The sequence below is a fragment of the Micromonospora sp. NBC_00617 genome (genome assembly GCF_045161355.1).
In the GTDB taxonomy this organism is placed as follows: Bacteria; Actinomycetota; Actinomycetes; order Mycobacteriales; family Micromonosporaceae; genus Micromonospora.
The window spans coordinates 5,007,948-5,033,609 of sequence record NZ_CP107751.1; the positions used below are offsets into that span (position 1 = coordinate 5,007,948).

24 protein-coding genes are annotated in these 25,662 nt (G+C 70.5%); 5 read left to right on the forward strand and 19 right to left on the reverse strand.

Features of this window, described 5'->3' with window-relative positions:
• Positions 1-3: 3 nt before the first annotated feature.
• The 7 genes from OG505_RS22910 to OG505_RS22940 all read right to left on the reverse strand — a co-directional run bounded on the left by OG505_RS22910 (position 4) and on the right by OG505_RS22940 (position 8,759).
• Complete coding sequence (locus OG505_RS22910) at positions 4-1,359, reverse strand: ABC transporter permease (RefSeq protein WP_234585707.1); 1,356 nt, start codon at positions 1,357-1,359, stop codon at positions 4-6.
• Positions 1,356-3,110: an ABC transporter ATP-binding protein gene (locus OG505_RS22915; RefSeq protein WP_405427413.1), complete on the reverse strand. Its 1,755-nt coding sequence runs from the start codon at positions 3,108-3,110 to the stop codon at positions 1,356-1,358. Before OG505_RS22915 ends, OG505_RS22910 begins: the two co-directional genes overlap by 4 nt.
• A 91-nt stretch (positions 3,111-3,201) precedes the next feature.
• On the reverse strand, positions 3,202-4,269 hold the full coding sequence (locus OG505_RS22920; protein WP_405434649.1) for a BMP family protein: 1,068 nt from the start codon (positions 4,267-4,269) through the stop codon (positions 3,202-3,204).
• 278 nt (positions 4,270-4,547) lie between these two features.
• Positions 4,548-4,895: a hypothetical protein gene (locus OG505_RS22925; protein WP_405427415.1), complete on the reverse strand. Its 348-nt coding sequence runs from the start codon at positions 4,893-4,895 to the stop codon at positions 4,548-4,550.
• Between the two features lie 65 nt (positions 4,896-4,960).
• Positions 4,961-5,860, reverse strand: a complete 900-nt coding sequence (locus OG505_RS22930) for a sugar ABC transporter permease (RefSeq protein ID WP_405434650.1) — start codon at positions 5,858-5,860, stop codon at positions 4,961-4,963.
• Between the two features lie 8 nt (positions 5,861-5,868).
• On the reverse strand, positions 5,869-7,509 hold the full coding sequence (locus OG505_RS22935) for an ABC transporter permease subunit (RefSeq protein ID WP_405427417.1): 1,641 nt from the start codon (positions 7,507-7,509) through the stop codon (positions 5,869-5,871).
• Positions 7,509-8,759 carry an extracellular solute-binding protein gene (locus OG505_RS22940; protein WP_405427419.1) on the reverse strand — a complete coding sequence of 417 codons (1,251 nt, stop codon included), beginning with the start codon at positions 8,757-8,759 and terminating at the stop codon, positions 7,509-7,511. Before OG505_RS22940 ends, OG505_RS22935 begins: the two co-directional genes overlap by 1 nt.
• Before the next feature lie 198 nt (positions 8,760-8,957).
• Here OG505_RS22940 and OG505_RS22945 point away from each other — a divergent pair, with 198 nt between their 5' ends.
• The 3 genes from OG505_RS22945 (at position 8,958) to OG505_RS22955 (ending at position 12,279) form a co-directional block, all read left to right on the forward strand.
• Positions 8,958-10,004, forward strand: a complete 1,047-nt coding sequence (locus tag OG505_RS22945; protein WP_405427421.1) for a LacI family DNA-binding transcriptional regulator — start codon at positions 8,958-8,960, stop codon at positions 10,002-10,004.
• A 73-nt stretch (positions 10,005-10,077) separates the two neighbouring features.
• Positions 10,078-11,700: a glycoside hydrolase family 13 protein gene (locus tag OG505_RS22950; RefSeq protein ID WP_405427423.1), complete on the forward strand. Its 1,623-nt coding sequence runs from the start codon at positions 10,078-10,080 to the stop codon at positions 11,698-11,700.
• Between the two features lie 207 nt (positions 11,701-11,907).
• Positions 11,908-12,279: a VOC family protein gene (locus OG505_RS22955; RefSeq protein ID WP_405427425.1), complete on the forward strand. Its 372-nt coding sequence runs from the start codon at positions 11,908-11,910 to the stop codon at positions 12,277-12,279.
• A gap of 9 nt (positions 12,280-12,288) precedes the next feature.
• Here OG505_RS22955 and OG505_RS22960 read toward each other — a convergent pair whose 3' ends face one another.
• The 6 genes from OG505_RS22960 to OG505_RS22985 all read right to left on the reverse strand — a co-directional run bounded on the left by OG505_RS22960 (position 12,289) and on the right by OG505_RS22985 (position 16,994).
• A complete protein-coding gene (locus tag OG505_RS22960) occupies positions 12,289-12,726 on the reverse strand; it encodes a hypothetical protein (protein ID WP_089017805.1) in 438 nt (145 codons plus the stop codon).
• 184 nt (positions 12,727-12,910) lie between these two features.
• Positions 12,911-13,297: a GntR family transcriptional regulator gene (locus tag OG505_RS22965; RefSeq protein WP_405427427.1), complete on the reverse strand. Its 387-nt coding sequence runs from the start codon at positions 13,295-13,297 to the stop codon at positions 12,911-12,913.
• Complete coding sequence (locus OG505_RS22970; RefSeq protein WP_405427429.1) at positions 13,297-14,220, reverse strand: YhjD/YihY/BrkB family envelope integrity protein; 924 nt, start codon at positions 14,218-14,220, stop codon at positions 13,297-13,299. Before OG505_RS22970 ends, OG505_RS22965 begins: the two co-directional genes overlap by 1 nt.
• Before the next feature lie 79 nt (positions 14,221-14,299).
• A complete protein-coding gene (locus OG505_RS22975; RefSeq protein ID WP_405427431.1) occupies positions 14,300-14,869 on the reverse strand; it encodes a 2'-5' RNA ligase family protein in 570 nt (189 codons plus the stop codon).
• A 25-nt stretch (positions 14,870-14,894) separates the two neighbouring features.
• The gene (trpS, locus tag OG505_RS22980; protein WP_405427433.1) at positions 14,895-15,920 is read right to left on the reverse strand and encodes a tryptophan--tRNA ligase; all 1,026 of its coding nucleotides are present in this window, start codon (positions 15,918-15,920) and stop codon (positions 14,895-14,897) included.
• 33 nt (positions 15,921-15,953) lie between these two features.
• On the reverse strand, positions 15,954-16,994 hold the full coding sequence (locus OG505_RS22985) for a hemolysin family protein (protein ID WP_405427435.1): 1,041 nt from the start codon (positions 16,992-16,994) through the stop codon (positions 15,954-15,956).
• A gap of 191 nt (positions 16,995-17,185) precedes the next feature.
• Between OG505_RS22985 and galE the strand changes: the two genes are divergently transcribed.
• Complete coding sequence (gene galE / locus OG505_RS22990) at positions 17,186-18,169, forward strand: UDP-glucose 4-epimerase GalE (RefSeq protein WP_405427437.1); 984 nt, start codon at positions 17,186-17,188, stop codon at positions 18,167-18,169.
• A complete protein-coding gene (galK, locus tag OG505_RS22995) occupies positions 18,166-19,335 on the forward strand; it encodes a galactokinase (RefSeq protein WP_405427439.1) in 1,170 nt (389 codons plus the stop codon). The genes galE and galK overlap by 4 nt, the downstream gene beginning before the upstream one ends.
• A 233-nt stretch (positions 19,336-19,568) precedes the next feature.
• Here galK and OG505_RS23000 read toward each other — a convergent pair whose 3' ends face one another.
• From OG505_RS23000 to OG505_RS23025, 6 genes are all read right to left on the reverse strand, one after another.
• Positions 19,569-20,885: a sulfate adenylyltransferase subunit 1 gene (locus OG505_RS23000; protein ID WP_405427441.1), complete on the reverse strand. Its 1,317-nt coding sequence runs from the start codon at positions 20,883-20,885 to the stop codon at positions 19,569-19,571.
• Positions 20,885-21,796: a sulfate adenylyltransferase subunit CysD gene (gene cysD / locus OG505_RS23005; RefSeq protein ID WP_405427443.1), complete on the reverse strand. Its 912-nt coding sequence runs from the start codon at positions 21,794-21,796 to the stop codon at positions 20,885-20,887. Before cysD ends, OG505_RS23000 begins: the two co-directional genes overlap by 1 nt.
• Positions 21,797-21,861: 65 nt before the next feature.
• Complete coding sequence (locus OG505_RS23010) at positions 21,862-22,692, reverse strand: inositol monophosphatase family protein (RefSeq protein WP_405427445.1); 831 nt, start codon at positions 22,690-22,692, stop codon at positions 21,862-21,864.
• A gap of 297 nt (positions 22,693-22,989) precedes the next feature.
• A complete protein-coding gene (pth, locus tag OG505_RS23015) occupies positions 22,990-23,580 on the reverse strand; it encodes an aminoacyl-tRNA hydrolase (RefSeq protein ID WP_234585606.1) in 591 nt (196 codons plus the stop codon).
• A 90-nt stretch (positions 23,581-23,670) separates the two neighbouring features.
• Complete coding sequence (locus OG505_RS23020) at positions 23,671-24,360, reverse strand: 50S ribosomal protein L25/general stress protein Ctc (protein ID WP_405427447.1); 690 nt, start codon at positions 24,358-24,360, stop codon at positions 23,671-23,673.
• 309 nt (positions 24,361-24,669) lie between these two features.
• Complete coding sequence (locus OG505_RS23025; protein WP_405427449.1) at positions 24,670-25,650, reverse strand: ribose-phosphate diphosphokinase; 981 nt, start codon at positions 25,648-25,650, stop codon at positions 24,670-24,672.
• Between the last annotated feature and the right edge of the window lie 12 nt (positions 25,651-25,662).

Here is a 25,662-nt window from a genome sequence, read left to right on the forward strand (position 1 = left end):
GCGTTACCAGCCCTTCGCCAGGCTCGTCTGCAACCGGGCGGCCCGTGCGGCCCGGAGCTGGAAGATCGCCTTCACCAGGGCCGGCGCGGCGATGAAGATGACGATCAGCGCCTGAAGCACGGTCACCAGCTCCAGCGAGATGCCGGAGTACGACTGCATCCGGTTGCCTCCGGCCTGGAGCGCACCGAACAGCAGCGCGGCGAGCAGCACCCCCCACGGCTTCACCCGGCCGAGCAGCGCCACCAGGATGCCGTCGAAGCCGATCTGCGCGACCACCAGCGGGGTCAACGCGCTGGCGGTCGAGCCGAGCACCATGTTCGAGCCGCCCAGACCGGCCAGGATCCCGGAGAAGACCATGATCAGGATGTACGTCCGGGTGACGCTGATGCCCGCGGTCCGCGCGGCGTCCGGGTTGGCGCCGACCGCGCGCAGCTCGAAGCCGAGCGTCGACCGGTTCAGCAACCAGGCGACCGCCCAGGTGGCCAGCACGGCGAGCAGGATGCCGGCGTGCACCCGCAGGTTGTCGCCGAGCAGGCGCGGCAGCTGGGCGGAGGTGTCCACCGCCTTGCTGATCGCGTCGGTCCGGGTCGGGTCCTGCACGCCGTTCTGCACGATGAGCCAGGTCAGGAAGTACGTGGCGACGTAGTTGAGCATGATCGTGTTGATCACCTCGTGCGCACCGGCGCGAGCCTTGAGGATGCCCGGGATGAAGCCCCAGATCGCCCCGCCCAGCGCGCCGGCCAGCACCGCCACCAGCAGGTGCAGGCCGGGCGGCAGCGGCAGCAGGAAGCCGGCCAGCGCGGCCAGGATCACGCCGATGGTGGCCTGACCCTGCGCGCCGATGTTGAACAGGCCGCCACGGAAGGCCAGCGCCACCGCCAGGCCGGTGAAGACCAGCGGCGCGGCGTACGTCAGCGTCTCGCTGATCGGCGCGAGCACCGCCTGCCAGCCGTTGCTGCCGTTCACCCAGCCGGAGAACGCCTCGGGGTCGAAGATCGAACCCTTGAACAGGTTCGCGTACGCCTCGCTCACCAGCGTCCAGCTCGAGTTGAGCGCGTCGGCCGGACGGGCGGTGATGTAGGTGTAGGTGTGCAGCACGTCCGGGTCGGAGACGATCATCAACACCGCGCCGACGACGATCGCCAGCACCAGCGACAGCAGGGTCACCGTGAAGGTGTTGGCCGCCCAGAGGTTGTCCAAAAAGAGCCGGCCCAGGGACGGCTTCGGCTGCGGCTCGGGGGCCTTCGGCGTGGTGGTCGTGCCGGCCCGCTCGGTGTTGCCGAGCGCGTTCTGCGCCGCCTGCGCCTCGCTCGCCGGCTCCTTGTCCGGGGAACCCGACTGCGGATTGCTGTCGCTCATGCCTCGTCCTCGTTCGCGGAGCCTGCGTCGCTCGCCGGGCTCCCGTCGGCCACGCCGGTCTCGCCGGCGGCGGGAGTCGTGCCGGCCCCGGCGGCAGCGGGGGCCGCGTCGGGCTCGGCCGGGGCGCCGGACCCGGCAGCGGCGTCCGGGCGAATGCCGGCCATCAGGAGGCCGATCTCCTCGCGTGGGGTGTCCGGACCGACGATGCCGATGATCCGGCCGCGGTACATCACCGCGATCCGGTCGGCCAACCCGACCACCTCGTCAAGCTCGCTGGAGACCACCATGACGGCGGTGCCGACGTCCCGCTCGTGAATGATCTGGCTGTGGATGAACTCGATCGACCCGACGTCCACGCCACGGGTCGGTTGGGCGGCGATGAAGAGCTTCAGCGGCCGGGACAGCTCCCGGGCCACGATCACCTTCTGCTGGTTGCCGCCGGAGAGGGTGCCCACCGCCGCGTCCGCCGATGAGGTGCGGACGTCGAACTGCTCGATCCGCTCCCTGGCCGAGGACGCGATGGCGTCCGGCTTGAGGGCGAGCCCGGCACCGAACGGCGGCCGGTCGTAGATGTCCAGCACGAGGTTCTCGGCGACGCTGAACTCCTTGACCAGGCCGTCCACGCTGCGGTCCTCGGGGACGTAGCCGACGCCGGCACGGAGCACCTTCTTGGTCGTCCAGCCGTCGATCCGATCGCCGCTCAGGCTGACCGTGCCGGCGAGCACCGGCCGCAGGCCCATGATCGCCTCGATCAGCTCCGTCTGGCCGTTGCCCTGCACTCCCGCCACACCGAGCACCTCGCCCGCGCGTACGGTCAGGTCCACGCCGTCGACCGCCCGGACCTGCCGGTCGTCGTCGACGACCAGCCCGGCCACCTCCAGCACCGGCTCGCCCGGTGTGGCCGGCGACTTTTCCACGGTGAGCCGCACGCTGCGGCCGACCATCAGCGCGGCCAGCTCGTCCCGGCTCGTCTCCGGCGAGGCCGTGCCGACGGTCTTTCCGCGCCGGATCACCGTGATCCGGTCGGCGATCGCCTTGACCTCGCCGAGCTTGTGGGTGATGAAGACGATCGACTTGCCGGCCGCCTTCAGCGACCGCATGACCGTCAACAGCTCCTCGGTCTCCTGGGGCGTGAGCACCGCGGTCGGCTCGTCCAGGATGAGCAGGTCGACGTCGCGGGTGAGCGCCTTGACGATCTCCACGCGCTGCTGGATGCCGACCGGCAGATCCTCGATCACCGCATCCGGGTCGACCCGCAGGTTGTAGCGCTCGGACACCTCGGTGACCTCGCGCCGGGCCCGCCGCCGGTCCAGGAAGCCGGCGATGCCGCCCCGGACCTGCTCGGCGCCGAGCATGATGTTCTCGGCCACGGTGAAGACCGGCACCAGCATGAAGTGCTGGTGCACCATGCCGATCCCGGCCGCGATGGCATCGGACGGCCCCTTGAGCTTCAGCGGCGTGCCGTCGACCAGGATCTCGCCCTCGTCGGGCTGGTAGAGCCCGTAGAGCACGTTCATCAGGGTCGACTTGCCCGCGCCGTTCTCGCCGAGCAGGGCGTGAATCTCTCCAGGCTCCACCGTCAGGTCGATGTGGTCGTTGGCGACCAGATCACCGAACCGCTTGGTGATGCCGCGCAGTTCGAGTCTCAGCGCAACCTCCTGGAGTGCGAGCGATGGTGCAGCGTAGCTGCTGGTCGACCGGGCCGGACCAGGCCGGTCACCGTGGCGCGCGATCGGCCGCTCCGGCCCCACGGGTGGTCACCCGCGGGCCGGAGCGGCCGGATCGGTCGTACCTGTACCCCGCCGCTCCTGCGATGATCTCACCGGAGGGGCCGGGTGGTTGTCACTTGGTCGGCTGGGCCTGCGAGGTGACGGTGATGGTGCCGGCGGAGATGTCCGCCTTGATCTTGTCGACCTCGGTCTTCAGCTCGGCGGGAACCTTGCCGTCGAAGTCGTGGTAGGGGGCGATCGAGACACCGGTGTTGGCCAGGGTGCCGACGAAGCCCGGGTTGGCCTGCAGCTTCTCGCCACCGGCGGCCTTCACCACGGCCTCCTTGACGGCCTCCGGGATGTTCTTGACCACGGTGGTGATGATCGCGGCGCAGTCCGGGGTGCTCTCGCAACCGTCGACGTCCACCCAGATGGTGTTGTACTTGCCGCCCGAGGCCTTGGCCGCCGAGGTGGTGCCGAGGCCGGAGCCGCCGGCGACCGGCATGATGATGTCCGCACCCTGGGCGACCAGCGTGTCGGAGACCTTCTTGCCCTCGTCCTGCTTGGCGAAGTCGTTGGTGAAGGAGCCCTTCTGGGTCTCCTTGTTCCAACCCAGCGCCTGGACGTTCTTGCCCTTGGTCTTGTTGTAGTGCGCCACACCGTCGACGAAGCCATCCATGAAGATCGTCACCGGCGGGATCGGCAGAGCACCGTAGGTGCCCACCTTGCCGCTCTTGGTCAGCCCGGCGGCCAGGTAGCCGGCCTGGAACGCGGCCTGGGCGGTGTCGAACTGCATCGGGTAGACGTTGGCGTCACCCGGGTTGGCGTCGACGATGCCGAACTGCTGGTTCGGGTTCGCCTTGGCGATCTTCGAGGTGGCGTCGGCCATCAGGCCACCGACCGCGAGGATGAAGTCGCACTTCTGGTTGACGTACTGCGTCAGGTGAGGCTCGTAGTCGGCCTCGGCCTTCGACGGGACGTACTTGATGTCGATGTTGTCGTTGGCGGCCTTGGCCTCCTGCAGGCCCTTCCAGGCCGAAGCGTTGAACGACTTGTCGTCGATGCCGCCGGTGTCGGTCACCATGCAGGCGCTGAACTTCTTGGCGCCACTGCCGGCGTTCTTGTCATTATCGGGGGCCTCGCCACAAGCGGCGACGGAGAGGGCAAGCCCACCCACCGCGACGATCGAGGCGATCCGCATCCCACGCACCGAGCGCAAGACGTCTCCTTCCCATTGCACACCGCGCCTAGTGCGGTGGCAGCCCATCAGCCGACCTGCGGGTGTGCCGCCGGCTGTCCCACGTTACGGACGGGAGCGTACGCCCGCGCCCACCCACCGGCCGCCAATCGTGCACGACTGTTGAACGCCTGTTACCCGGGTGTAACCCTTGCGTGGGGCAAGTCACTCTTCGTGCTGGTAGCCGAGCAGCAAGGCGTCCCGAACGTCCGGTTCGGCGGAGGCCATCCCCTCCCCGGACGCTACCGCCAAAAGACCGCCACCGCCGCGTTGACCAGGGTCAGGCCGACGATCGCGAGGAAGTGGCCGCGGTTGACCACGTCCCGCTTCCGGGAGAAGAAGACCATGACGAAGATCAGCAGCGCGATCACCAACTTCGTCACAAGCTTCGCCGGGTTCGGCTCGTCGTCACCGCCGCCGCGCAGGGGCGCGGAGAGTCCGAGGCCGGTCAGCAACTGGATCACGGCGCCCCAGAGCATGGCGGAGTTGATGCGCAGCTTCCCGCTGACGTACTGGGCGATCGAACCGCCGAGCAGCAGGGCGAAGCCGATCAGATGGACATAGAGGAGAATGAGTCTCAGTGCTTCCACGCCGCCCATCCTCCCCCATCAACGACGGTTCGTAGTAGGGGGTGGCCGGTCGGCGCGTCGAGGGCTCACCCCTTCACCGCGCCGGAGGTGAGGCCGGAGACGATGAAGCGCTGAAGGAACTGGAACACCAGCACCGTGGGGATCGCGGTGAGCAGGGTGCCGGCGGCGAAGATCCCGAAGTTGGTGTTGCGCTCGGCGCCCTGCAACATGCCCCGCATGCCGACCGCGAGGGTCTTGGCGTCCGTGTCGGTGAGGAAGACGCTCGCCATCAGGAACTCGTTGATGGTGTTGATGAAGGCGAGCAGCCCGGTCACCGCGAGGATCGGCGCGACCAACGGCAGCATGATCCGGAAGAAGACCTGGGCGTGTGAGGCCCCGTCCATGGTGGCCGACTCGTCCAACTCCCGGGGCAGGGTGTCGAAGAAGCCCTTCATCAACCAGGTGTTCACGCCCAGCGCGCCGCCCAGGTAGAGCAGCAGCAGGCCCCACGGGGTGTTGAAGCCGATGGCCGGCCACAGGTCGGTGATCGTGCCGAAGATCAGGAAGATCGCCACGATCGCCAGGAACTGCGGGAACATCTGGATCAGCAGCAGCGACAGCAACCCCACCCGCCGGCCCTGGAACCGCATCCGGGAGAAGGCGTACGCGGCGAGCGCGGAGAGGAACACCGAGGCGAACGCGGCGCCACCGGCGATGAGCAACGAGTTCAGGAACCAGTGGCCGAACTCGGTCCGCGCGAACAGGTCCCGGAAGTTCTCGAACGACACCCCGCCGGTCGGCACCAACTCGGTGGAGGACAGGGTGCCGAGCGGATTGAGCGCCGCCGAGACGACGAACACGAGCGGGAAGAGGCTGAACAGCACCCCGAGCAGGCCGACCAGATGCCGCCAGCCGACCTGGGCGAACCAGCGGCTCTTCCGTCGCCCCGGGTTGCGGTCGACCGCCGTCGGGCGGTCCGCCCCGATGAGCGTGGTCACGCGTACACCTCCTCCTGTTGCCGGGTCCGCCGGAAGCTGACCGCCGACACCACCGCGACGATGGCGAAGATGAACAGCGAGATCGCCGCCGCGAAGCCGAACTGTGCGGCCTGTCCACCGAACGCCAGCCGGTAGGTGTAGGTGATCAGCAGGTCGGTGGCACCGTTGCTGGGGTTGTCGGCCGGGAACGGCGCGCCCTCGGTGGTCAGGTAGATCGCGTTGAAGTTGTTGAAGTTGAACGCGAACGACGAGATCAGCAGCGGCGAGAGCGCGACCAGCAGCAGTGGCAGGGTGACCGCCCGGAACGACTGCCAACGTGACGCCCCGTCGACCGAGGTGGCCTCGGTCAACTCTCGCGGGATGGCCTGTAGCGCGCCGGTGGCCACCAGGAACATGTACGGGTAGCCGAGCCAGAGCTGCACCAGGATCACCGCGGCGCGCGCCGACCAGTCCTGACCGAACCAGTCGACACTGAGCCCGAACAGGTTGTTGATCAGCCCGAAGTCGGTGTTGAACATGTCCCGCCAGACCAGCAGCATCGCGAACGACGGCATGGCGTACGGCAGGATCAGCAGCATCCGGTAGAGGTTGGTGCCCCGCATCCGGGGCGAGTGCAGCGCGAGCGCGATCAGCATGCCGAGGAGGAACGTGCCGCCGGTGGAGCCGATCGCGAAGGCGAAGTTCCAGATCAGCGTGGCGAGGAACGGCCCGGAGATCCGCTCGTCGGTGAGCACCCGGGTGAAGTTGGACAGCCCGACGTTCACCTTCCACCCCTGGGCCAGCCGCTCGCCGTCGGCGGCGACGAACGCGCCTGCCTCGCCGTCGGCGGTCCAGGTCCTGCCGTTGTCGCTGTCCCGGACACAGTCACAGCCCTCGTCGTACGCCCGCACGGCCTTGCCCTCGTACGCCCGGGACAGGCCGGACGAACGCAGCGCTCCGCCGGCGGTCGGCACCACCAGGTCGGTGATGTCCCTGCTGCGGGCACTGGCCTGGCCGACGTTCAGCACGGTGTAGCCCTCGGCCGCGGTGACCTTCCCGCCGGGGGCGACGGTGACCGCTTCGGGGTCGAGCGGGCGCAGGCCACCGGCGTCGCCGACGGAGACCGTGTTGGTCTGCGGGTCGGTGATCAGGAAGACCAGGGCGCCGGTGGTGGGGTCGCCCTTGGTGGCGACGGACAGCGGATACTGGGTGGATCCCGGTACCTGCTTCACCGACGAAGTCTGGATCGCGACGATCGCGTCGTCCTTGCTGCCCCGGTGGCCGTCGCCGAAGTTGGTGAAGGCCGTGCTCGCGGTGTAGAGCACCGGCACGATCTGGAAGGCGATCAGGAAGAGCGTGCCCGGGACGAGATACTTCGCCGGGACGTGCCGGCGTCCCAGGTACAGGTAGAACAGTGCGGCCGTGGTCAGCACCAGCACGGCGAGCCCGACCCACTGCTCGGCCTCGACGAGCGGGAAGGCCGCCCAGATCGCGATCCCGGCCACCAGGCCGAGCAGGATCACCTTCGCGGCGAGGCCGGCCACGGTGATCGGCGCGTGGTTCCGCGCGGTACGGGAACTGCGCGGGGACCCGGTGCCCACGGGCCCCCGGCCCGGGGCCTGCTGAGCAGACCCCGGGCTGGACAGCGGTGTGCTCATTACTTGATCGAGCCGGCGATCGTCTTGCCCGCCGCGGTGACCGTGCTGGTCGGGTCGGCGCCGCCGATGACGGCAGCCTCGGCCTTGCCGAACGGGTCCCAGATCGCGGCCATGGCCGGGATGGCCGGGAGCACCTGGCCGTTCTTGCCGGCCTCAACGAACTTGGCCAGGTCCGGGTCGCTGCCCTTGACCTGGTCCAGCGCGGCGGTGAGCGCCGGCGGGCGCGGGTCGGCCTGGTAGAGCGCCACGGCCAGTTCCGGCTTGGCGACGTAGTTGGCGACGAACTCCTGGGCGAGAGCCTTGTTCTTACCCTTGGCGGCCACGTAGAAGGACTGGACGCCCACGAACGGAGCCGCCGCCTTGCCACCGGCGAAGCCGGGTACGGCGGAGATGTCGTACGTGATGCCGGCCTTCTTGACGTCGGCGGTGGCCCACGGCCCGGAGACCAGGAAGGCGCACTTCTTGCCGGTGAAGGTGGCGGTCGAGTTGGTGTCGGCGATCGAGCGCTTCAGCACGCCCTCGCCCTTCTCGCCGAGCGCCGCGATCTTCTTGAACGCGGCGATCGACTCCGGCTTGCCCACGCCCAGGTCCTTCGGGTCGTAGTCACCGTTTGCGGTGGTGCCGAAGAGGTACCCGCCGGCCGAGGCGTACAGCGGGTAGATGTGGTACGCGTCGCCCTTCTGGCCAACCTGGAGGCAGAGCGTCTCGGTGACCTTCTTCTGCGCCTTGAGCTGCTTGCCGGTGGCGACCAGATCCTCGATCGTCTTGGGCGCCTCGGGGGCCAGGTCGGTGTTGCGGATCAGCGCCAGGTTCTCCTGCGCGTACGGCACGCCGTACAGCTGGCCGTTGAAGGTGACGGCCTTGATGGCGGTCTCGTTGAAGGCGGCCTTCTGCTCGTCGGGCAGCTGCACCGGGTCGATGGCGCCGTTCTGGACCAGGTTGCCGATCCAGTCGTGTGCGCCGATCACCACGTCCGGGCCGCCGCCCTGGCTCGACACGGTGACGAAGTTGTTCTGCAGGTCCTCGTTCGGGACGGCCTGGACCTCGACGGTGACGCCGTTCTCCTGGCCGAACTTCTCGGCGAACGGCTTGAGGGCTTCGGTGCGCTTGTCGTCCGCCCAGATCACCAGCTTGCCGCCGGCGGCCTTGGGGGATTCCTTCGCGGCCGGCTTGTCGCTGTCGCCACCACAGCCGGAGGCGGCGAACGCCAGGGCGAAGAGGGCGACCACACCCGCGGTACGGATGCGCATCGGTACTCCTGTCGTCATGGCGGATCCGCCGGGGGAAGGGCGGTCCGCCAGTGGGAAAGCTGAAAGTTTTTGCCAACGGACGCAGCGATGCTGCGCCGCTGCTCGCGCATGCTGCGGGGACGTTAGCAAGACGTTGCAGATAATGGAAGGGCTTGCAGAGAGCCCCGCAAGAACTTGCCGGTGGGCTAAAGTGCCGCCATGCGCGCTCGACTGTCCGACATCGCCCAGCAGGCCGAAGTCAGCGAGGCCACGGTGTCGCGGGTGCTCAACGACCGCCCCGGCGTGGCCCCGGAGACCCGACAGGCCGTCCTGACCGCTCTCGACGTCCTCGGCTACGAGCGACCGGCACGACTGCGCAAGCGCAGCGCGGGCCTGGTCGGCCTGGTGGTGCCCGAGTTGGACAATCCGATCTTCCCCGCATTCGCGCAGGTCATCGAGTCGACGCTGGCACAGAGCGGGTTCACCCCGGTGCTCTGCACCCAGACCGCCGGCGGCGTGACCGAGGACGAATACGTGGAGATGCTGCTGGACCGGCAGGTCTCCGGGATCGTCTTCGTCTCCGGCCTGCACGCCGACACCGCCGCCAACCACGACCGCTACCGGGCGCTGATCGCCCGGCCGCTGCCGGTCGTGATGATCAACGGGTATGTCCCCGGCATCGGCGCCCCCTTCGTCTCCTGCGACGACCGCGAGGCCGCCGAACTCGCCGTGGCCCACCTCGTCGCGCTCGGGCACCGGCGGATCGGCCTGATCACCGGCCCGGACCGGTTCGTGCCGGTGCAGCGCAAGGTGGCCGGCTGGCGAGCGGCGATGACGCGCCTGGCCGGCGTCGCCGAGGCCGACCTCGGCCCGCTGGCCGAGCTGACGCTGTTCGGTGTGGAGGGTGGCGAGGCGGCTGCCGGCCGCCTGCTCGACCGGGGCGTCACCGGCCTGGTCTGCGGCTCCGACCTGATGGCGCTCGGCGCGGTGCGGGCGGCCCGGCAACGCGGTCTGACCGTTCCGGGCGACCTCTCCGTGGTCGGCTACGACGACTCGCCGCTGATGGCCTTCACCGACCCGCCGCTGACCACCGTGCGGCAGCCCGTCATCGCCATGGCGGTGGCGGCGGTCCGCGCCCTGGTGGACGAGATCAACGGGCACGGCGCCCCGCACTCGGAGTACCTGTTCCGCCCCGAGCTGGTCGCGCGGGGCTCGACCGCGGTCGCCCCGGCCGCCGTGCGGGTTCCTTACGCAAGATCTGCTTGACTCTTGCAGAGGCGGGCGGCATATTGCTCAGACAACCGCAGCCGAGCCTGAGACAGACGGGGAAACATCACCAATGACCGTCAGCACCATCACCCCGCCCCACACCGACGACGACTGGTGGCGCTCGGCGGTCGTCTACCAGGTCTACGTGCGCAGCTTCGCCGACAGCGACGGCGACGGCGTCGGCGACCTCGCGGGCATCCGGGAGCGGCTGCCGTACCTGAGCGACCTCGGGGTGGACGCGCTCTGGCTGACCCCCTTCTACACCTCCCCCATGGTCGACGGCGGTTACGACGTCGCCGACTACCGGGACGTCGACCCGATGTTCGGCACGCTCGCCGACTTCGACGCGATGATCACCGACGCGCACGCCCTCGGCCTGCGGATCATCGTCGACCTGGTGCCCAACCACACCTCCAGCGCGCACCGCTGGTTCGTCGACGCCCTCGCCGCCGGTCCCGGCTCACCCGAGCGCGCCCGCTACCTCTTCGCCGACGGCCGGGGCGAGCACGGCGACCTGCCCCCCAACGACTGGGAGAGCATCTTCGGCGGCCCGGCCTGGACCCGGATCGCCGACGGCCAGTGGTACCTGCACCTGTTCGACCCGGCCCAGCCGGACCTGAACTGGCGCCACCCCGAGGTCCGCGCCGAGTTCGAGGACGTCCTGCGGTTCTGGCTGGACCGGGGCGTGGACGGCTTCCGCGTCGACGTGGCCCACGGCATGATCAAGGCTGAGGGGCTGCCGGACGTCGGCTTCGGCACGGCGACGACCGGGCAGCGCCAGGTCGAACTGCTCGGCAAGGCCCGCCTGCCCTACTTCGACCAGGACGAGGTGCACGAGATCTACCGTGCGTGGCGGCCCATCCTGGACAGCTACCCGGGCGGTCGGATGGCGGTCGCCGAGGCGTGGGCCGAGACGCCGCAGCGGCTGGCCCGCTACATCGGCCCGGACGAGTTGCACCAGGCGTTCAGCTTCGACTTTCTCGACGCCACCTGGTCTGCCGACTCGTTCCGCAAGGTGATCGACACCGCGCTGGCCGAGGCGACAGTCGTCGGCGCTCCCACCACCTGGGTGCTGTCCAACCACGACAAGCAGCGGCACGTCACCCGCTACGGCGACGGCGCCGAGGGGCTGCGCCGGGCCCGCGCCGCCAGCCTGCTGATGCTCGCCCTTCCCGGCAGCGCCTACCTCTACCAGGGCGAGGAGTTGGGCCTGCCCGAGGTTCTCGACCTCCCCGACGAGCTGCGCCAGGACCCGGCGTTCCTGCGGACCGGCGAGAGCCGCGACGGCTGCCGGGTGCCGATTCCGTGGAGCGGTGAGCTGGCGCCGTACGGCTTCGGGCCGGCCGGCAGCGAGCTGAGCTGGCTGCCCGCCCCGGCGACCTGGCGTGCCCTGTCGGTCGCCGCGCAGGCCGGTACGCCCGACTCGACGCTGGAGCTGTACCGGGCCGCCCTGCGTATCCGTCACGAACACCCGGCGCTGGCCATCGACGCCGGCGAGGTCACCTGGTTGCAGACCGAACCGGGCGTGCTGGCCTTCTCCCGCACCGCGGGCACCACCGCGCTGACCTGCGTCGTCAACCTCAGCGGAGCGCCCGTGACCCTCGACGGGTACGGCGAGCCCGTCGTCGCGAGCGCGCCGCTCACCGACCACCTGCTGCCCGTCGACGCGGCCGTCTGGTTGGAACGGCGCTGAACGGGTAAGCCCAACTCGACCTGGTCGTCCGTCGTGCCTCGCGCCAACGGGCGACTGGGCTACCGGCCCCTTGTGGTGGGGGGTGAGGTGCACCGGCGTCACGCGGAGTCCGCTCCGCGCGGCGCCGGTGTCCGTGCGCGACCGGTGGTGTGTCTCGCCGCCCCCGTGGGTACCGCCAGGGACACCGTCGCGACGAAGGTGACCCCCATGGTGGTACGGATGGCGCAGTACACGATCGATGTCGAGGATCTGGACGTGATGGTCGCGTTCTGGTCGGCGGCGCTCGGCTACGAGGTCGAGCAGGGCGACGACGGCAGCGCCAAGCTCTGGCCGCCGGAGCAGTCGTCCGCCGCCGCGCCCACCATCTGGTTGCAGGGCTCCGGCACTGCCAAGCAGGGCAAGAACCGTGTCCACCTCGACCTGGTCACGGACACCGACCCGCAGGCCGAGGTACGTCGGCTGGTGGACCTCGGTGCGCGGCACGTCGACGTCGGCCAGACCGGGAACGAGCGGTTCACCGTGCTCGCCGACCCCGAGGGCAACGAGTTCTGCGTGCTGGACGGGCCGCCGACCCGCTGAGCAGTCGCGTCACTTCGCGGTGAGCAGCGCCGCGATCCGGGTGAAGCCGGCGCGCACCTCGGCCTCGTCCGGCGGCTCGGCGGGCTCACCGTGGCCCGCCTCATCGGCCGCCGCGTCCAACTCCTCGTCGATCACGTCCTCGAAGTCTCCGTACAGGTCAGCCCCCTCGACCTGCCGGGCCTCGTCCTCGGCGGCTACCTGCGCGGCGGCGATCTCGCTGCGGATCTCGTCGGCCGACAGCGCCGGGAGCAGCGGCTCGACCACTGCCATCAACTGCTCCTCGGCCACCACCGCCTCGGCCAACGCCAACGCGTGCGGCCGTTCGTACGGCCCGCAGACCACCGGCTCCCACTCGTCGAGGTCGCCCAGCGGCCCGAAGGTGATGATCCACGGCAGGCCGAGCATCGGCGAGTCGGCCGGCAGGTCCAGTGTCATGAGTGCGCCCACGCGCTCATCATGGTCCGCGAACGCGAGCATCGGTGCCGTTCTGTTCAGTTACCGCCCGTCCGGCGCCCGATCGGCGGCCGTTCAGCGGCCCGACGATGTATCGCCCCGACTCAACGCGCGTGCAGGGTGAGCGCGACGTTTGGGGCGGAATTGTGGTTGGCGAGCAGGCTTCGTCGTCCTCGGCTCAGTCGTGCCGGGTGGCGTCGACGGCGGCGCGGACGAGAGCGACGGCACGCTCCGGGGGTACGCCCAGCCGCCGTGCCTCGGCGGCGTACTCGACCGCAGCCCGGTGCAGCCGGTCGACGGCGTCGTCGCGGCCGGGGGCGACGAAGGTGCCGTTGCGCCCCCGGGTCTCCAGCAGCCCCGCCCCCTCCAGTTCCCGGTACGCCCGCGCCACCGTGTTCGCGGCCAGCCGCAGGTCGGCGGCGAGCTGCCGGACGGTGGGCAGGCGGCTGCCCACCGGCAACCGGCCGTCGCCGATCAGTTCGGCGAGCTGCACCCGCACCTGCTCGTACGGGGGCACCGGCGAGTCGGGATCGACCGTGATCAGCACGTCAGGCACCTCCGCCATCAGCCCGCACCGCCCGGCGCACCGGGGTCGGCGTCCTCGTCGAGATCCACCGGCGGGGCACCCTCCGCCAGATCCACCACCCGCCCGCTCGTACTGGTCGCGAGCAGCGCCGCCCCGAACAGCACCAGTTGGTTGAGCAGGTAGAGGTAGAGCAGCAGACCGACCGCGCTGGCCACCACGGTGTACGCCGGGTTCCGCTCGGTGCGCACCACGTAGTACCGCCCGACCGTATTGAGCAGCGTGATGCCGACCGCCACCAGCAGCACCACCGGGCGCAGCCGGGACCGGCTCATCCGCAGCCGGGGCACGGCGAGCAGCAGCGCGGTGGCGAGCACCGCGTTGACCAGCACGCTGAGCACCGCGCTGACCGTGGTCAGCCCGACCGACCCGGTGCTGCGCAGCAGGAAACGCAGCAGCGACTCCAACGCGTCCACCGCCGCCACCGAGAGGCCGAGCAGCACGAAGACGCCGATCATCACCCCCAGGTCGACCAGCCGTCGGACCACGAGGTTGCCGGGCTGCTGGTTGAGCGCGTACATGAGGCGCTGGGAGGAGCGGATCGCCTCCACCCAGCCGATCCCGGTGAAGACCAGGATGACCAGGCCGACCACGCCGACCGTGCCGCTGGAATTCGCGATCTGCTGCGCGTCCAGGAACGGCAGGTTCTCCTTCAGGAACCCGGCCGCCGCCGCGGAGACCTCGTCGTTGTCCTCCAGGATCGCGCCGAAGATGGAGTACGCGACCAGAGCCAGCGCGAAGACGGCGAAGAAGCCGTAGTAGGCGATCGCCGCGGCGAGCCGCCCGGCCAACACCTCGGCGTAGAGGGCCCCGGCACGCCACACATGGTCGAACAGGTTCGACCGGCTGCGCGCGGCACCCACCCAGCGGTCGATGCCCGCCTCGATATGGCCGATCACGTTCACGCGATCATCCTCGCCGATCTCCCACCGCCGCCGTGGCAACCGGCGCAAGAGTGCTCGCCGCCCGGCGGGTCGCCGACCGTCAGTCGCCGAGGCGGAAGTCCCGGCGGGGCTGCCACCGGGCCTGTCCGCTGTGCGAGAAGAGGGTGAACCCGTCGACCTCGAACATCGCGGAGAAGTCGGCCAGATCCTCGTACACCTTGTCCAACGTCTCCGGAGCGACGTCCTGCGCCACGGTGACGTGCGGATGGTACGGGAAGCGGGTCTGGCGGTGCAGGCCCGGCGCGGCCGCGATCGCGGCGGCCAGCAGTTCGCATTCGCTGATCCCGGCGGCCACCGCGACGAACACCACCTGCGTCACCGGCCGGAACGTGCCGGTGCCCCGCAGGTGCAGCGTGAACGGCAGATGCGCGGCGGCCACGGCGGCGAGGTGCCGCTCGACGCCCGGCAGGACGGCCGTCGGGATCTCGGTCGGACCGAGCAGCGTCACGTGTGCCGGCACCGCGAGGGGATCGCCCGCCTCGACCCGGCGCCGGGTGAGCTGGGCCCCCCACGGCTCCGGGATGTCCACCGCTATGCCGATCTGAACGGTGTCGCCGGACGGCGGCACCCCGCCACTGCGATCCACGCTCCGTGCCGCCACGTCGGCCACCGACCCGCCCACCTGTCCCGCAGCGCTATTCGCCGCGCACCGGCGGGAAGAAGCCGATTCGCTCGTACGCGGACCGCAGGGTCGCGCCGGCCACCGACCGGGCCTTCTCCGCGCCGGCGGCGAGCAGCTTGTCCAACTGCGCCGGGTCGTCGAGGTAGGTGCGGGTGCGCTCCTGGATGGGGCGGGCGAACTCCGCCACGACCTCGGCCAGCTCCTTCTTCAGGTCTCCGTAGCCGCGGCCGGCGAACGCTGCCACCAGCTCGTCGATGCCACGCCCGCTGAGCGCCGAGTAGATGGTCAGCAGGTTGGACACGCCCGGCTTGGTCTCGGCGTCGAAGACGATCTCCCGACCGGTGTCGGTCACCGCGGAGCGGATCTTCTTCGCCGACCGGGCCGGATCGTCCAGCAGGTCGATGATGCCGGCCGGCGAGGACGACGACTTGGACATCTTCGCCGTCGGATCCTGCAGGTCGGTGATCTTCGCGGTGTCCTTGACGATGTGCGGCGCGGGCACCGTGAACGTCGCGCCGAACAGCGAGTTGAACCGCTGGGCCAGGTCGCGGGAGAGCTCCAGGTGCTGACGCTGGTCCTCGCCGACCGGCACCGCGTTGGCCTGGTAGAGCAGGATGTCGGCAGCCTGCAGGACCGGGTAGGTGAAGAGCCCGACGCTGGCCCGCTCGTTGCCCTGCTTCTGCGACTTGTCCTTGAACTGGGTCATCCGGCTGGCCTCCCCGAAGCCGGTGATGCAGCCGAGCACCCAGGCCAGCTGCGGATGCTCAGGCACCTGCGACTGCACGAACAGGGTGCTGCGCTCCGGGTCGAGACCGACCGCGAAGAGCTGGGCGGCCGCCACCCTGGTGCGCTGGCGCAGCAGCGCCGGGTCGTGACCCGCGGTGATGGCGTGCAGGTCCACCACGCAGTAGAACGCGTCGTGGGTGTCCTGCAGGGCCACCCAGTGCCGCACGGCTCCCAGGTAGTTGCCGAGGTGGAACGAGTCGGCCGTCGGCTGAATGCCGGAGAAGACGCGGGGTCGCTCGGAAACGTCGGGCATGGCGATAATTCTGTCAGCAAGCAGGCGGGGCCGTCATGACGGGCCGGCGCGTCGGCCACGGCCGGCCGGTGTCGGGGCGCTGACCTCGCGTGGCACGCCCGCGCGCCGCTGCTCCGGCACGCGGAGCGTCGACACCGCGAGCCGGGCGACGCGGCGGCCGTCCAGGGCCAGCACCCGTAGCAGCCAACCGTCCGCCGGGTCCACCGGATCGGGACCGCCGTCGTCGGGCGGCTCGGCGGGTACGGGCACCTCGTCCCCGGGCAGTGGCAGGCGGCCCAGCGCTGCCATCACGTACCCGCCGACCGTCTCGTACGGCCCGGCGGGCAGCGCCACGCCGGTCCGCTCGGCGAAGTCGGCGAGGTTGAGCCGGCCGTCGACCACCGCCGGCAGGCCGGCGTGCGGCGGGTCGGCTGTCGTGTCGTACTCGTCGTGGATCTCCCCGACGAGCTCCTCGATCAGATCCTCCAGGGTGACGATCCCGGCGGTCCCGCCGTACTCGTCGATGACCACCGCCAGGTGGTGACCCTCCCGGCGCATCTCGGTCAGCGCGGCCAGGACCGGCTTGCTGCCGGGCACCTGCTTGACCTCACGGGTCAGCTCACCGACGGTGACGCACGGGTCGGCGTCCGGACGCAGCAGCACGTCCCGCAGGTGCACGAACCCGACCACGTCGTCCTGGGTGCCGTCGGTCACCGGGTAACGGGTGTGCGTCTCGGCCCGCACCGACCGGGCGGCCTCGGCGATGGTCAGCCGGGCCGGCAGGAAGACCACCTCGGTGCGGGGCATCATCACCTCGCGGACGAGACGCGCGGCGGCCACCAGCACCTCGTCAATGATCCGCCGCTCGTCCGGGTCGAGCACCGTGTTCACCGCGAGCAGGTCCCGTAGTTCGGCCTCGGAGATGCGTTCCCGGCCGGCCGCCGGGCCGGCCCCGAGCAGGTCGGTGACGAGGCGGGTGGTGCCGTCGGCGGCGCGGACCAGGATCCGCGCGACGGCTCGGGCGAGCGGGCCGGGGTCGCGGCGGGGCTTCCCCCGCACGCGTCGCCGGAGCCCGGAACGGGCCGCTTCCCGCATGACAGCGATGGTAGACACCGGGCGCCCGCCGCACCGGGGATCGCGCGGAGTCACCGGCGATGTGCGGCTCTGTTTAAACGTGAGAGATTATGATGGAATGGGTTGGCGGCGTGGTCGGCTCCGGTTCCACCCGCCGCCGTAGGGTGATCACCAAAGGCCACGTCCCGGCGGGCCAGGCAGGAGGCAACGACGTGAAACTGCTCGTCACCGGGGGCGCCGGGTTCATCGGCAGCGTGGTGACCCGGATGCTGCTCGACGCGGGCCACCAGGTCGTCGTCCTGGACGACCTGCGCACCGGTCACCGCGAGGCGCTCGCTCCGGACGCGACCCACGTCGAGGCGTCCATTCACGACGCCGCCCAGATCCTCACCCCCGACGCCGGCTTCGACGGGGTGCTGCACTTCGCCGCCCTCATCGCCGCCGGCGAGTCGATGGTGAAGCCGGAGCTGTACTGGCAGACCAACACGGTCGGCTCGCTCGCCCTGATCAACGCCGTCCGCGCCGCCGGGGTGCCCCGGATGGTCTTCTCCTCCACCGCCGCCGTCTACGGCAACCCCACCGAGCTGCCGATCACCGAGACCGCGGTCAAGGCGCCCACCAACACGTACGGCGCCACCAAGCTCGCCGTCGACATGGCGCTCACCTCCGAGGCCGTCGCGCACGGGCTGGCCGCCGTCTCGCTGCGCTACTTCAACGTCGCCGGCGCGCACCTCGCCGGCGACATCGCGCTCGGCGAGCGGCACGACCCGGAGACGCACCTCATCCCGATCGCCCTGGAGGTCGCCGCCGGCCGACGGGAGAAGCTCCAGCTCTTCGGCGACGACTACCCCACGGAAGACGGCACCTGCGTCCGCGACTACATCCACGTCGCCGACCTGGCCCGCGCCCACCTGCTGGCGCTGGACGCCGCCACCGGGGGCCAGCACCGCATCTACAACCTCGGCAACGGCAACGGCTTCACCAATCGGCAGGTGGTCGACGTGGTCCGCGAGGTCACCGGGCACCGACTGCCGGTCGAGGTGGCGCCGCGCCGCGAGGGCGACCCCGCCGAGCTGGTCGCCTCCTCCGCGCTGGCCCGGGACGAGCTGGGTTGGGTGCCGCAGAAGCCCACCCTGCACGACATGGTGGGCGACGCCTGGGCCTTCTACCGCACGCACGTCCTGGAGCAGTCATGACCAGCCCCACCGGTGACGTCGTCGAGCGGGCCGCCGCCGGCTTCACCGACCAGTACGGCGGTCAGGCCACCGGCCTCTGGGCCGCGCCCGGCCGGGTCAACCTGATCGGCGAGCACACCGACTACAACGACGGGTTCGTGCTGCCCTTCGCGCTGCCACTGCGTACCGTGGTCGCCGCCGACCGGCAGGACGACGAGCGCTGGACGGTCTGGTCCGAGCTCTCCGACGAGACGATCACCTTCGGCGCGGACGACGTGGCCGAGCCCGGCCGGGTGACCGGCTGGGGCGCGTACGTGGCCGGGGTGGTCTGGGCGCTGCGCGACGCCGGCCACGCGGTGCCCGGCGCCCGGCTGGCGATCGCCTCCGACGTGCCGCTGGGTTCCGGGCTCTCCTCATCGGCCGCGCTGGAGTCGTCCGTGCTCGCCGCCCTGCTCGACCTCGGTGGGCTGGACCTGTCCCCCGAGCGGCAGCCGCGGCTGGCGCAGCGGGCGGAGAACGTCTACGTGGGTGCGCCGACCGGCATCATGGACCAGTCCGCGGTGATCCGCTGCCGCGAAGGGCACGCGCTCTTCCTCGACTGCCGCGACGAGTCCGTCGAGCACATCCCGTTCGACCTGGACGCCGCCGGGCTGGCCGTCCTGGTCATCGACAGCCGCGCACCGCACCGGCACGCCGACGGGGAGTACGCCGCCCGCCGCCGGTCCTGCGAGGCGGCAGCCAAGGCGCTCGGCGTCGCCGCGCTGCGCGACGTGGCCGTCGACCAGCTCGACGGCGCACTGGCCCGCCTCGACGACGAGGAGACCCGACGGCGCGTCCGGCACGTGGTCACCGAGGACCAGCGTGTGCTGGACACGGTGGCGCTGCTGCGCGCGGGCCGGGTCCGGGACATCGGCCCGCTGCTCACCGCCTCGCACGTCTCCATGCGCGACGACTTCGAGATCACCGTGCCGGAGATCGACACGGCAGTCGAGGCGGCACTGTCGGCCGGCGCGCTCGGTGCCCGGATGACCGGCGGCGGGTTCGGCGGCTGCGTCCTCGCCCTGGTGGACACCGATCGCGCCGAGGCGGTGGCGGCAGCCGTCACGGCCGCGTACGCCGAACGCGCCTTCACCGCCCCCACCACGATCCCGGTCCTCCCCTCCCCCGGCGCAACCCGCCTGCACTGACCCCCACGCCGCACCCCCAGCCCCCGAGTTGATCGAGAGGTTTGCGGCAGAATCCGGGCTCGGACTGACGCAAACCTCTTGATCACGGGTCGAGGCGGCGGGCGCGGAGACCGGGGGAGATCGTGCTTGTTCATGGAAGTAGTGGCCTCGCCCGATGGGCGAGGCCACTACTTCATGGATCGAGTGCGAACATGCCAGCGGCGGGCGCAGGGCGAGGCGAGGGCGCGGGTCAGTTAGCTGGCTTCGACGATCATGGCGGCGCCGACCGTGCGGTTGGTGGCCTCGTCGATGATGACGAAGCCGCCGGTGGTGCGGTTACGGCGGTACTCGTCGGCCAGCAGCGGCACCGTTGTGCGCAGCCGTACCCGGCCGATCTCGTTGAGTCGCAGCTCGTCGGCCGACTCGTCGCGGTGCAGCGAGTTGATGTCCAACCGATAGTGCAGACCCCGCACGATCGCCCGTGCCGACCGGGTGGTGTGCTTGATCGCGTACCGGCCGCCGACCCGCAGCGGGCTGGTCTCGTCCATCCAGCAGATCATCGCCTCGATGTCCTGGGCGACCGTCGGCGCGTTGTTCGGCCGGCAGATCAGGTCACCTCGGGAGATGTCGATCTCGTCGGTCAGCCGTACCGTCACCGACATCGGCGGAAACGCCTCCGCGACCGGCCCGTCGGCGGTCTCCACGGCGGCGATCCGGCTGGTGAAGCCGGACGGCAGCACCATGACCTCGTCCCCCGGCTTCAGCACACCGGAGGCGACCTGACCGGCGTAGCCCCGGTAGTCGGTGACCGTCGTGGACTGGGGGCGGATCACGTACTGCACGGGGAACCGGACGTCGACCAGGTTGCGGTCGCTGGCAATGTGCACCCGCTCCAGGTGGTGCAGCAGCGACGGGCCCTCGTACCACGGCATGTTCTCCGACCGGGCGACGATGTTGTCGCCGCGCAGCGCCGAGATCGGCACCACGGTCAGGTCGGGTACGTCGAGTTTCGCGGCGAACGCGGTGAACTCGTCGGCGATCCGCTCGTAGACCTCCTGCGACCAGTCCACCAGGTCCATCTTGTTCACGCAGAGGACCAGATGCGGCACCCGCAGCAGCGAGCAGAGGAACGCGTGCCGGCGGGACTGCTCGACCAGGCCCTTGCGCGCGTCCACCAGGATCAGCGCCAGGTCGGCCGTCGAGGCCCCGGTGACCATGTTGCGGGTGTACTGGATGTGCCCGGGCGTGTCCGCGATGATGAACTTGCGTCGGGGCGTGGCGAAGTACCGGTACGCCACGTCGATGGTGATGCCCTGCTCGCGCTCGGCGCGCAGGCCGTCGGTGAGCAGCGCCAGGTTGGTGTACTCGTCGCCACGGGCCGCGCTGACCGCCTCCACCGCCTCCAACTGGTCGGTGAAGAGCGACTTGGTGTCGTAGAGCAGCCGGCCGATCAGGGTCGACTTGCCGTCGTCCACGCTGCCGGCGGTGGCGAACCGCAGCAGGTCCATCGGCCGTGCCTCACCGGTGGCCTCGGTGCCGGCGGCGGCCGGGGCCACGATCTCGGTGGTCATCAGAAGTACCCCTCCCGCTTGCGGTCCTCCATGGCGGCCTCGCTGACCCGGTCGTCACCACGGGTCGCGCCCCGTTCGGTGATCCGCGTGGCCGCCACCTCCTCGATGACCTTCTCCACGGTGTCCGCGTCCGAGCGGACCGCCGCGGTGCAGGAGGCGTCCCCGACGGTGCGGTAGCGCACCTGCGCCTTGAACCGCTCCTCGCCCGCGCGGGGACGGAAGAACTCGTTGACCGCGTAGAACATCCCGTCGCGCTCGATCACCTCGCGCTCGTGCGCGTAGTAGATCGACGGCAGCGGGATGCGCTCGGAGGCGATGTAGTGCCACACGTCCAACTCGGTCCAGTTGGACAACGGGAAGACCCGGATCGACTCGCCCGGGTGGTGCCGGCCGTTGTAGAGCGACCACAGCTCCGGGCGCTGGTTCTTGGGATCCCACTGGCCGAACTCGTCGCGGAAGCTGAACACCCGCTCCTTGGCCCGCGCCTTCTCCTCGTCGCGGCGGGCGCCACCGAACAGCGCGTCGAAGCGGTGCTTCTCGACCGCGTCCAGCAGCACCGGCGTCTGGATCCGGTTGCGCATCCCGTCACCGGACTCGCGGACCAGCCCGCTGGCCAGGGCCTCCGGAACGCTCGCCACCACGAGTTGCAACCCCAGCTCGGCGACCCGCTGGTCGCGGTATTCGAGCACCTCGGGGAAGTTGTGCCCGGTGTCGACGTGCATGACGGGAAAGGGGATGTTGGCCGGGGCGAACGCCTTCTGCGCCAACCGCAGCATGACGATCGAGTCCTTGCCGCCGGAGAAGAGCAGCACCGGGCGTTCCAGCTCGGCGACAACCTCGCGCATCACGAAGATGCTCTCCGCCTCAAGGGCGTCCAGATGGGAGACCCGGTAGGCCGCGGGGGACGTCATGACACTCGCTCGCTCATCCGATTTCCAGACCTTTCCGGTCGGACATGTCAAGAAGTGCGCTCAGGCTACCCGGAATGCCTCTGCAGCGCTGCAAGCAACCGGTTGGCGAGATCCTTGCGACAGACCAGCAGGTCCGGCAGGCGCGGATCCGCCTCGTTGTATCGAAGCGCAGAACCGTCGATCCGGGAAGCGTGTAGCCCGGTGGCCGTCGCCACAGCAACCGGGGCGGCCGAGTCCCACTCGTACTGCCCACCCGCATGGATGTACGCGTCCACCTCGCCGGTCACCACCGCGGCGATCTTCGCACCGGCCGAACCCATCGGCACGAGGTGCGCGCCGACGTCCTCGGCCAGGTCGGTGAGGAACACCGGCGGCCGGCTCCGGCTCGCCGCCAGACGGATCTTCCGCTCACCGGCCGTCGCCGCCTCCACCGTCATCGGCGGGTACGCGGGCGGATAGTCGGTGCCCAGCACCCGGTGCTGCGCCGGCAACCCGACGGCCCCGGCGACCAGCCCGTGCGGGCTCGGCGCGCTCCGCGCCCAGAGGGCGACGTGCACCGCCCAGTCCGAGCGGCCCTCCTCGGCGAACTCCCGGGTGCCGTCCAACGGATCGATGATCCACACGCGGTCCGCGGTCAGTCGGGACACCGCGCCGGTGTTCACCTCGGCCGCCCAGGCCAACCGCGAGCCCTCGTCCTCCTCGGAGAGCACCGCGTCGCCCGGCCGCCACCGCGCCAACTCCGTGCGGATCAGGTCGTGCGACACCTTGTCCCCGGCCGACTTCAGCGCGCCCGGGTCCGCGAAGCCCAACTCCGCCCGCAGGTCGAGCAGCGCCTGACCGGCCCGCGAGGCCAACCACCGGGCGAACGCCCCGTCGATCATCGGAGGACTGCCCATCTGCCCGCTCCCGTCGCCTCACCGCGGCCCGTGCCCGCACGCACCGATCGGCCGCGACCCGCGTCGCCGGTCACGGCACGCCGAAAGGCGCAGACTACCGGCCAACCGTTTCCGATCCGGTACGCCCCGCCCGGCCAGAGACTGTCGGAAAGTCCGTGGCGAGCGAGGCGGAGTCCATGCGGCGATCCGGCAAGGCGGGGTTTGGTCCGGATACCGGCGTTGTATCCGGACCAAACCCCAACGCCGCCGGTCGCCGGATGGGCCCGCCGCAGCCGGTGCGGGGCTTCCCGACAGTCTCTAACCGCCGTGATACAGGTTCTGGGTCGGCTCCACGCCTTTGACGATCACCGACTCCACCACGTCGGCGGCCCGGTCCACCAGGAAATCGAGCTCTTTGCGTTCCGCCGCGCCGAAATCCGACAGCACGTAATCCGCCGGATCCTGCCGCCCCGGCGGCCGACCCACGCCGAACCGCACCCGGACGTAGTCCTTGGTGCCCAACGACTTGGACATCGAACGCAGGCCGTTGTGCCCGCCCTCGCCGCCGCCACACTTGATCCGCACCTGGCCGAAGCCGATGTCCAGCTCGTCATGCACCGCGATCACCTGGGCCGGGGGCACCTTGTAGAACTGCGACAGCGCCGCGACCGGCCCACCGGACAGGTTCATGTACGTCAGTGGCTTCACCAGCACCAGCTTCGGGCCGCCGAACCCCAGCCGCCCTTCCGCGACCTCGGCCACCGCCCGCTTGTGCCGACCGAAACGCGCGCCCAACCGCCCCGCCAGCAGCTCCGCCACCATGAACCCGACGTTGTGCCGGTTCCCGGCGTACTCCCGGCCCGGATTGCCCAGGCCGACCACCAGCCACGGCCCCGCCTCGTCCGTCACGACCCGCCCCTCCCGCCGTCTTCACCGACTCCCGATACGCCGGCAGGCGCCCCCGAAAATCGGGGACGCCTGCCGCACGGTACGAACCGATCAGGCCTCGGTACGAGCCTCGGTGTTCTCGGCGCCCTCGGCGGCGTCCGCGCCCTCGGAGCCCTCGGTGACCTCGCCGGTCTCGGCCTCGGCCTCCTCGGTGGCCTCCTCGACCTCGGGCAGCGTCGCCTCGAGCTGCTCGGCGGTCGGCGCGGCGGTCACCGCGGCGACCGGCAGCGTCGGGTCGACGGCCAGCTCGACACCGTTGGGCAGCTCGACATCGCCGGCGGTCACCGAGGAACCGGCCTCCAGGCCCTCGATCGACGCCTCAAGGTGGTCCGGCACCTTGGTGGCGTCGGCGGTCACCGAGAGGGTGTCGTGGTCGTGCACGATCAGGGTGTCCCGCGCGGCCTCGCCGGTCAGCTGGACCGGCACCTCGACGGTGACCTTCTCGCCCCGGCGCACCAGGATGAGGTCCACGTGCTCGAAGGTGTCCCGGATCGGGTCACGCTGGATCGCCTTCGGCAGCGCCAGCACCTGGGTGCCGTCGGTGATGTCGATCGCGAAGAGCTGGTTGGCGCCACCCTTGCGGATCGCGGCGGCGAACTCCCGCGACGGCAGCGCGATGTGCTTGGGCTTCTCGCCGTGGCCGTACAGCACGGCGGGCACCTTGCCGGCCCGGCGGGTACGGCGGGCACCACCCTTGCCGAACTCGGTACGGGGCTCGGCGCTGATCTTTACCTCGGACACGGGGAAACTCCTGATGCTTTTCGCTGCGGCGGCTTGTCGTCTTGCGGTGCTGGGGCGAGGGGCTCGCTGGGGCTCATGCGTCATGAACGACTGCCCGGAGCACCGCGTCGATGACGGTGCCTCCGTGCGGCGCTTTTCAGCGGCCCGCCGGGCACCCTCGCCGTGGCAACCGCACCAGTCTACCCGAGCTGTTTCCCGAGTTTCCGGCAGTCCCCGATCACCGCTCCCGCCCATGTGTTAGGAAGGGCCCCTTTACCCCCATGAGGCGTTAACAAGGGGCCCTTCCTTACGCGCGGCGCGGCGTGGCGGTCAGCTCAGGCCACCGAAGAGGGTGGTCACCGAGCCGTCGTCGAACACCTCCCGGATCGCCCGCGCCAGCAGCGGCGCGATCGACAGCACGGTCAGCTTGTCCAGCTGCTTATCCGGCGGCAACGGCAGCGTGTTGGTCACCACGACCTCGCAGATCGGGCTGTTCTTCAACCGCTCGGTCGCCGGGTCCGACAGGAGCGCGTGGGTGGACGCCACCACGATCTCCGCCGCACCCGACTCCTTGAGGATGTCCGCCGCCTTGGTGATCGTGCCACCGGTGTCGATCATGTCGTCGACGATCAGGCAGACGCGACCCTCCACCTCACCGACCACCCGGTTTGCCACCACCTGGTTCGGCTTCATCGGGTCGCGGGTCTTGTGGATGAACGCCAGCGGGCAGCCACCCAGCCGGTCGGTCCACCGCTCGGCCACCCGCACCCGACCCGAATCCGGCGCGACCACGGTCATCGGCCGGCCGGCGTACCGGTGCTCCACGTACTCGGCGAGGATGTCCATCGCGAAGAGGTGGTCCACCGGCCCGTCGAAGAAGCCCTGGATCTGCGCGGTGTGCAGGTCGACGGTGAGGATCCGGTTCGCGCCGGCCGTCTTCAGCAGATCCGCCACCAGCCGGGCCGAGATCGGCTCCCGACCCCGGTGCTTCTTGTCCTGCCGCGCGTACGGGTAGAACGGCAGCACGACGGTGATCCGCTTGGCCGACCCCCGCTTCAGCGCGTCCACCATGATCAGGGTCTCCATGACCCAGGTGTTCACCCCGTGCGTCACGGACTGCACCACGAAGGCGTCCGAACCACGTACCGAATCCTTGAATCGTACGAAAATCTCGCCGTTGGCGAACTCGTACGCGTCGGCCGGCGTCGGTGCCACACCGAGCACCTCGCCGATCTCCTTGGCCAGCTCCGGGAAACCCCGTCCGGAGAAGAGCATCAGGCTCTTGCGGTTTTCGGCGACGATGCTGCCCATGGGCCCGTCTGC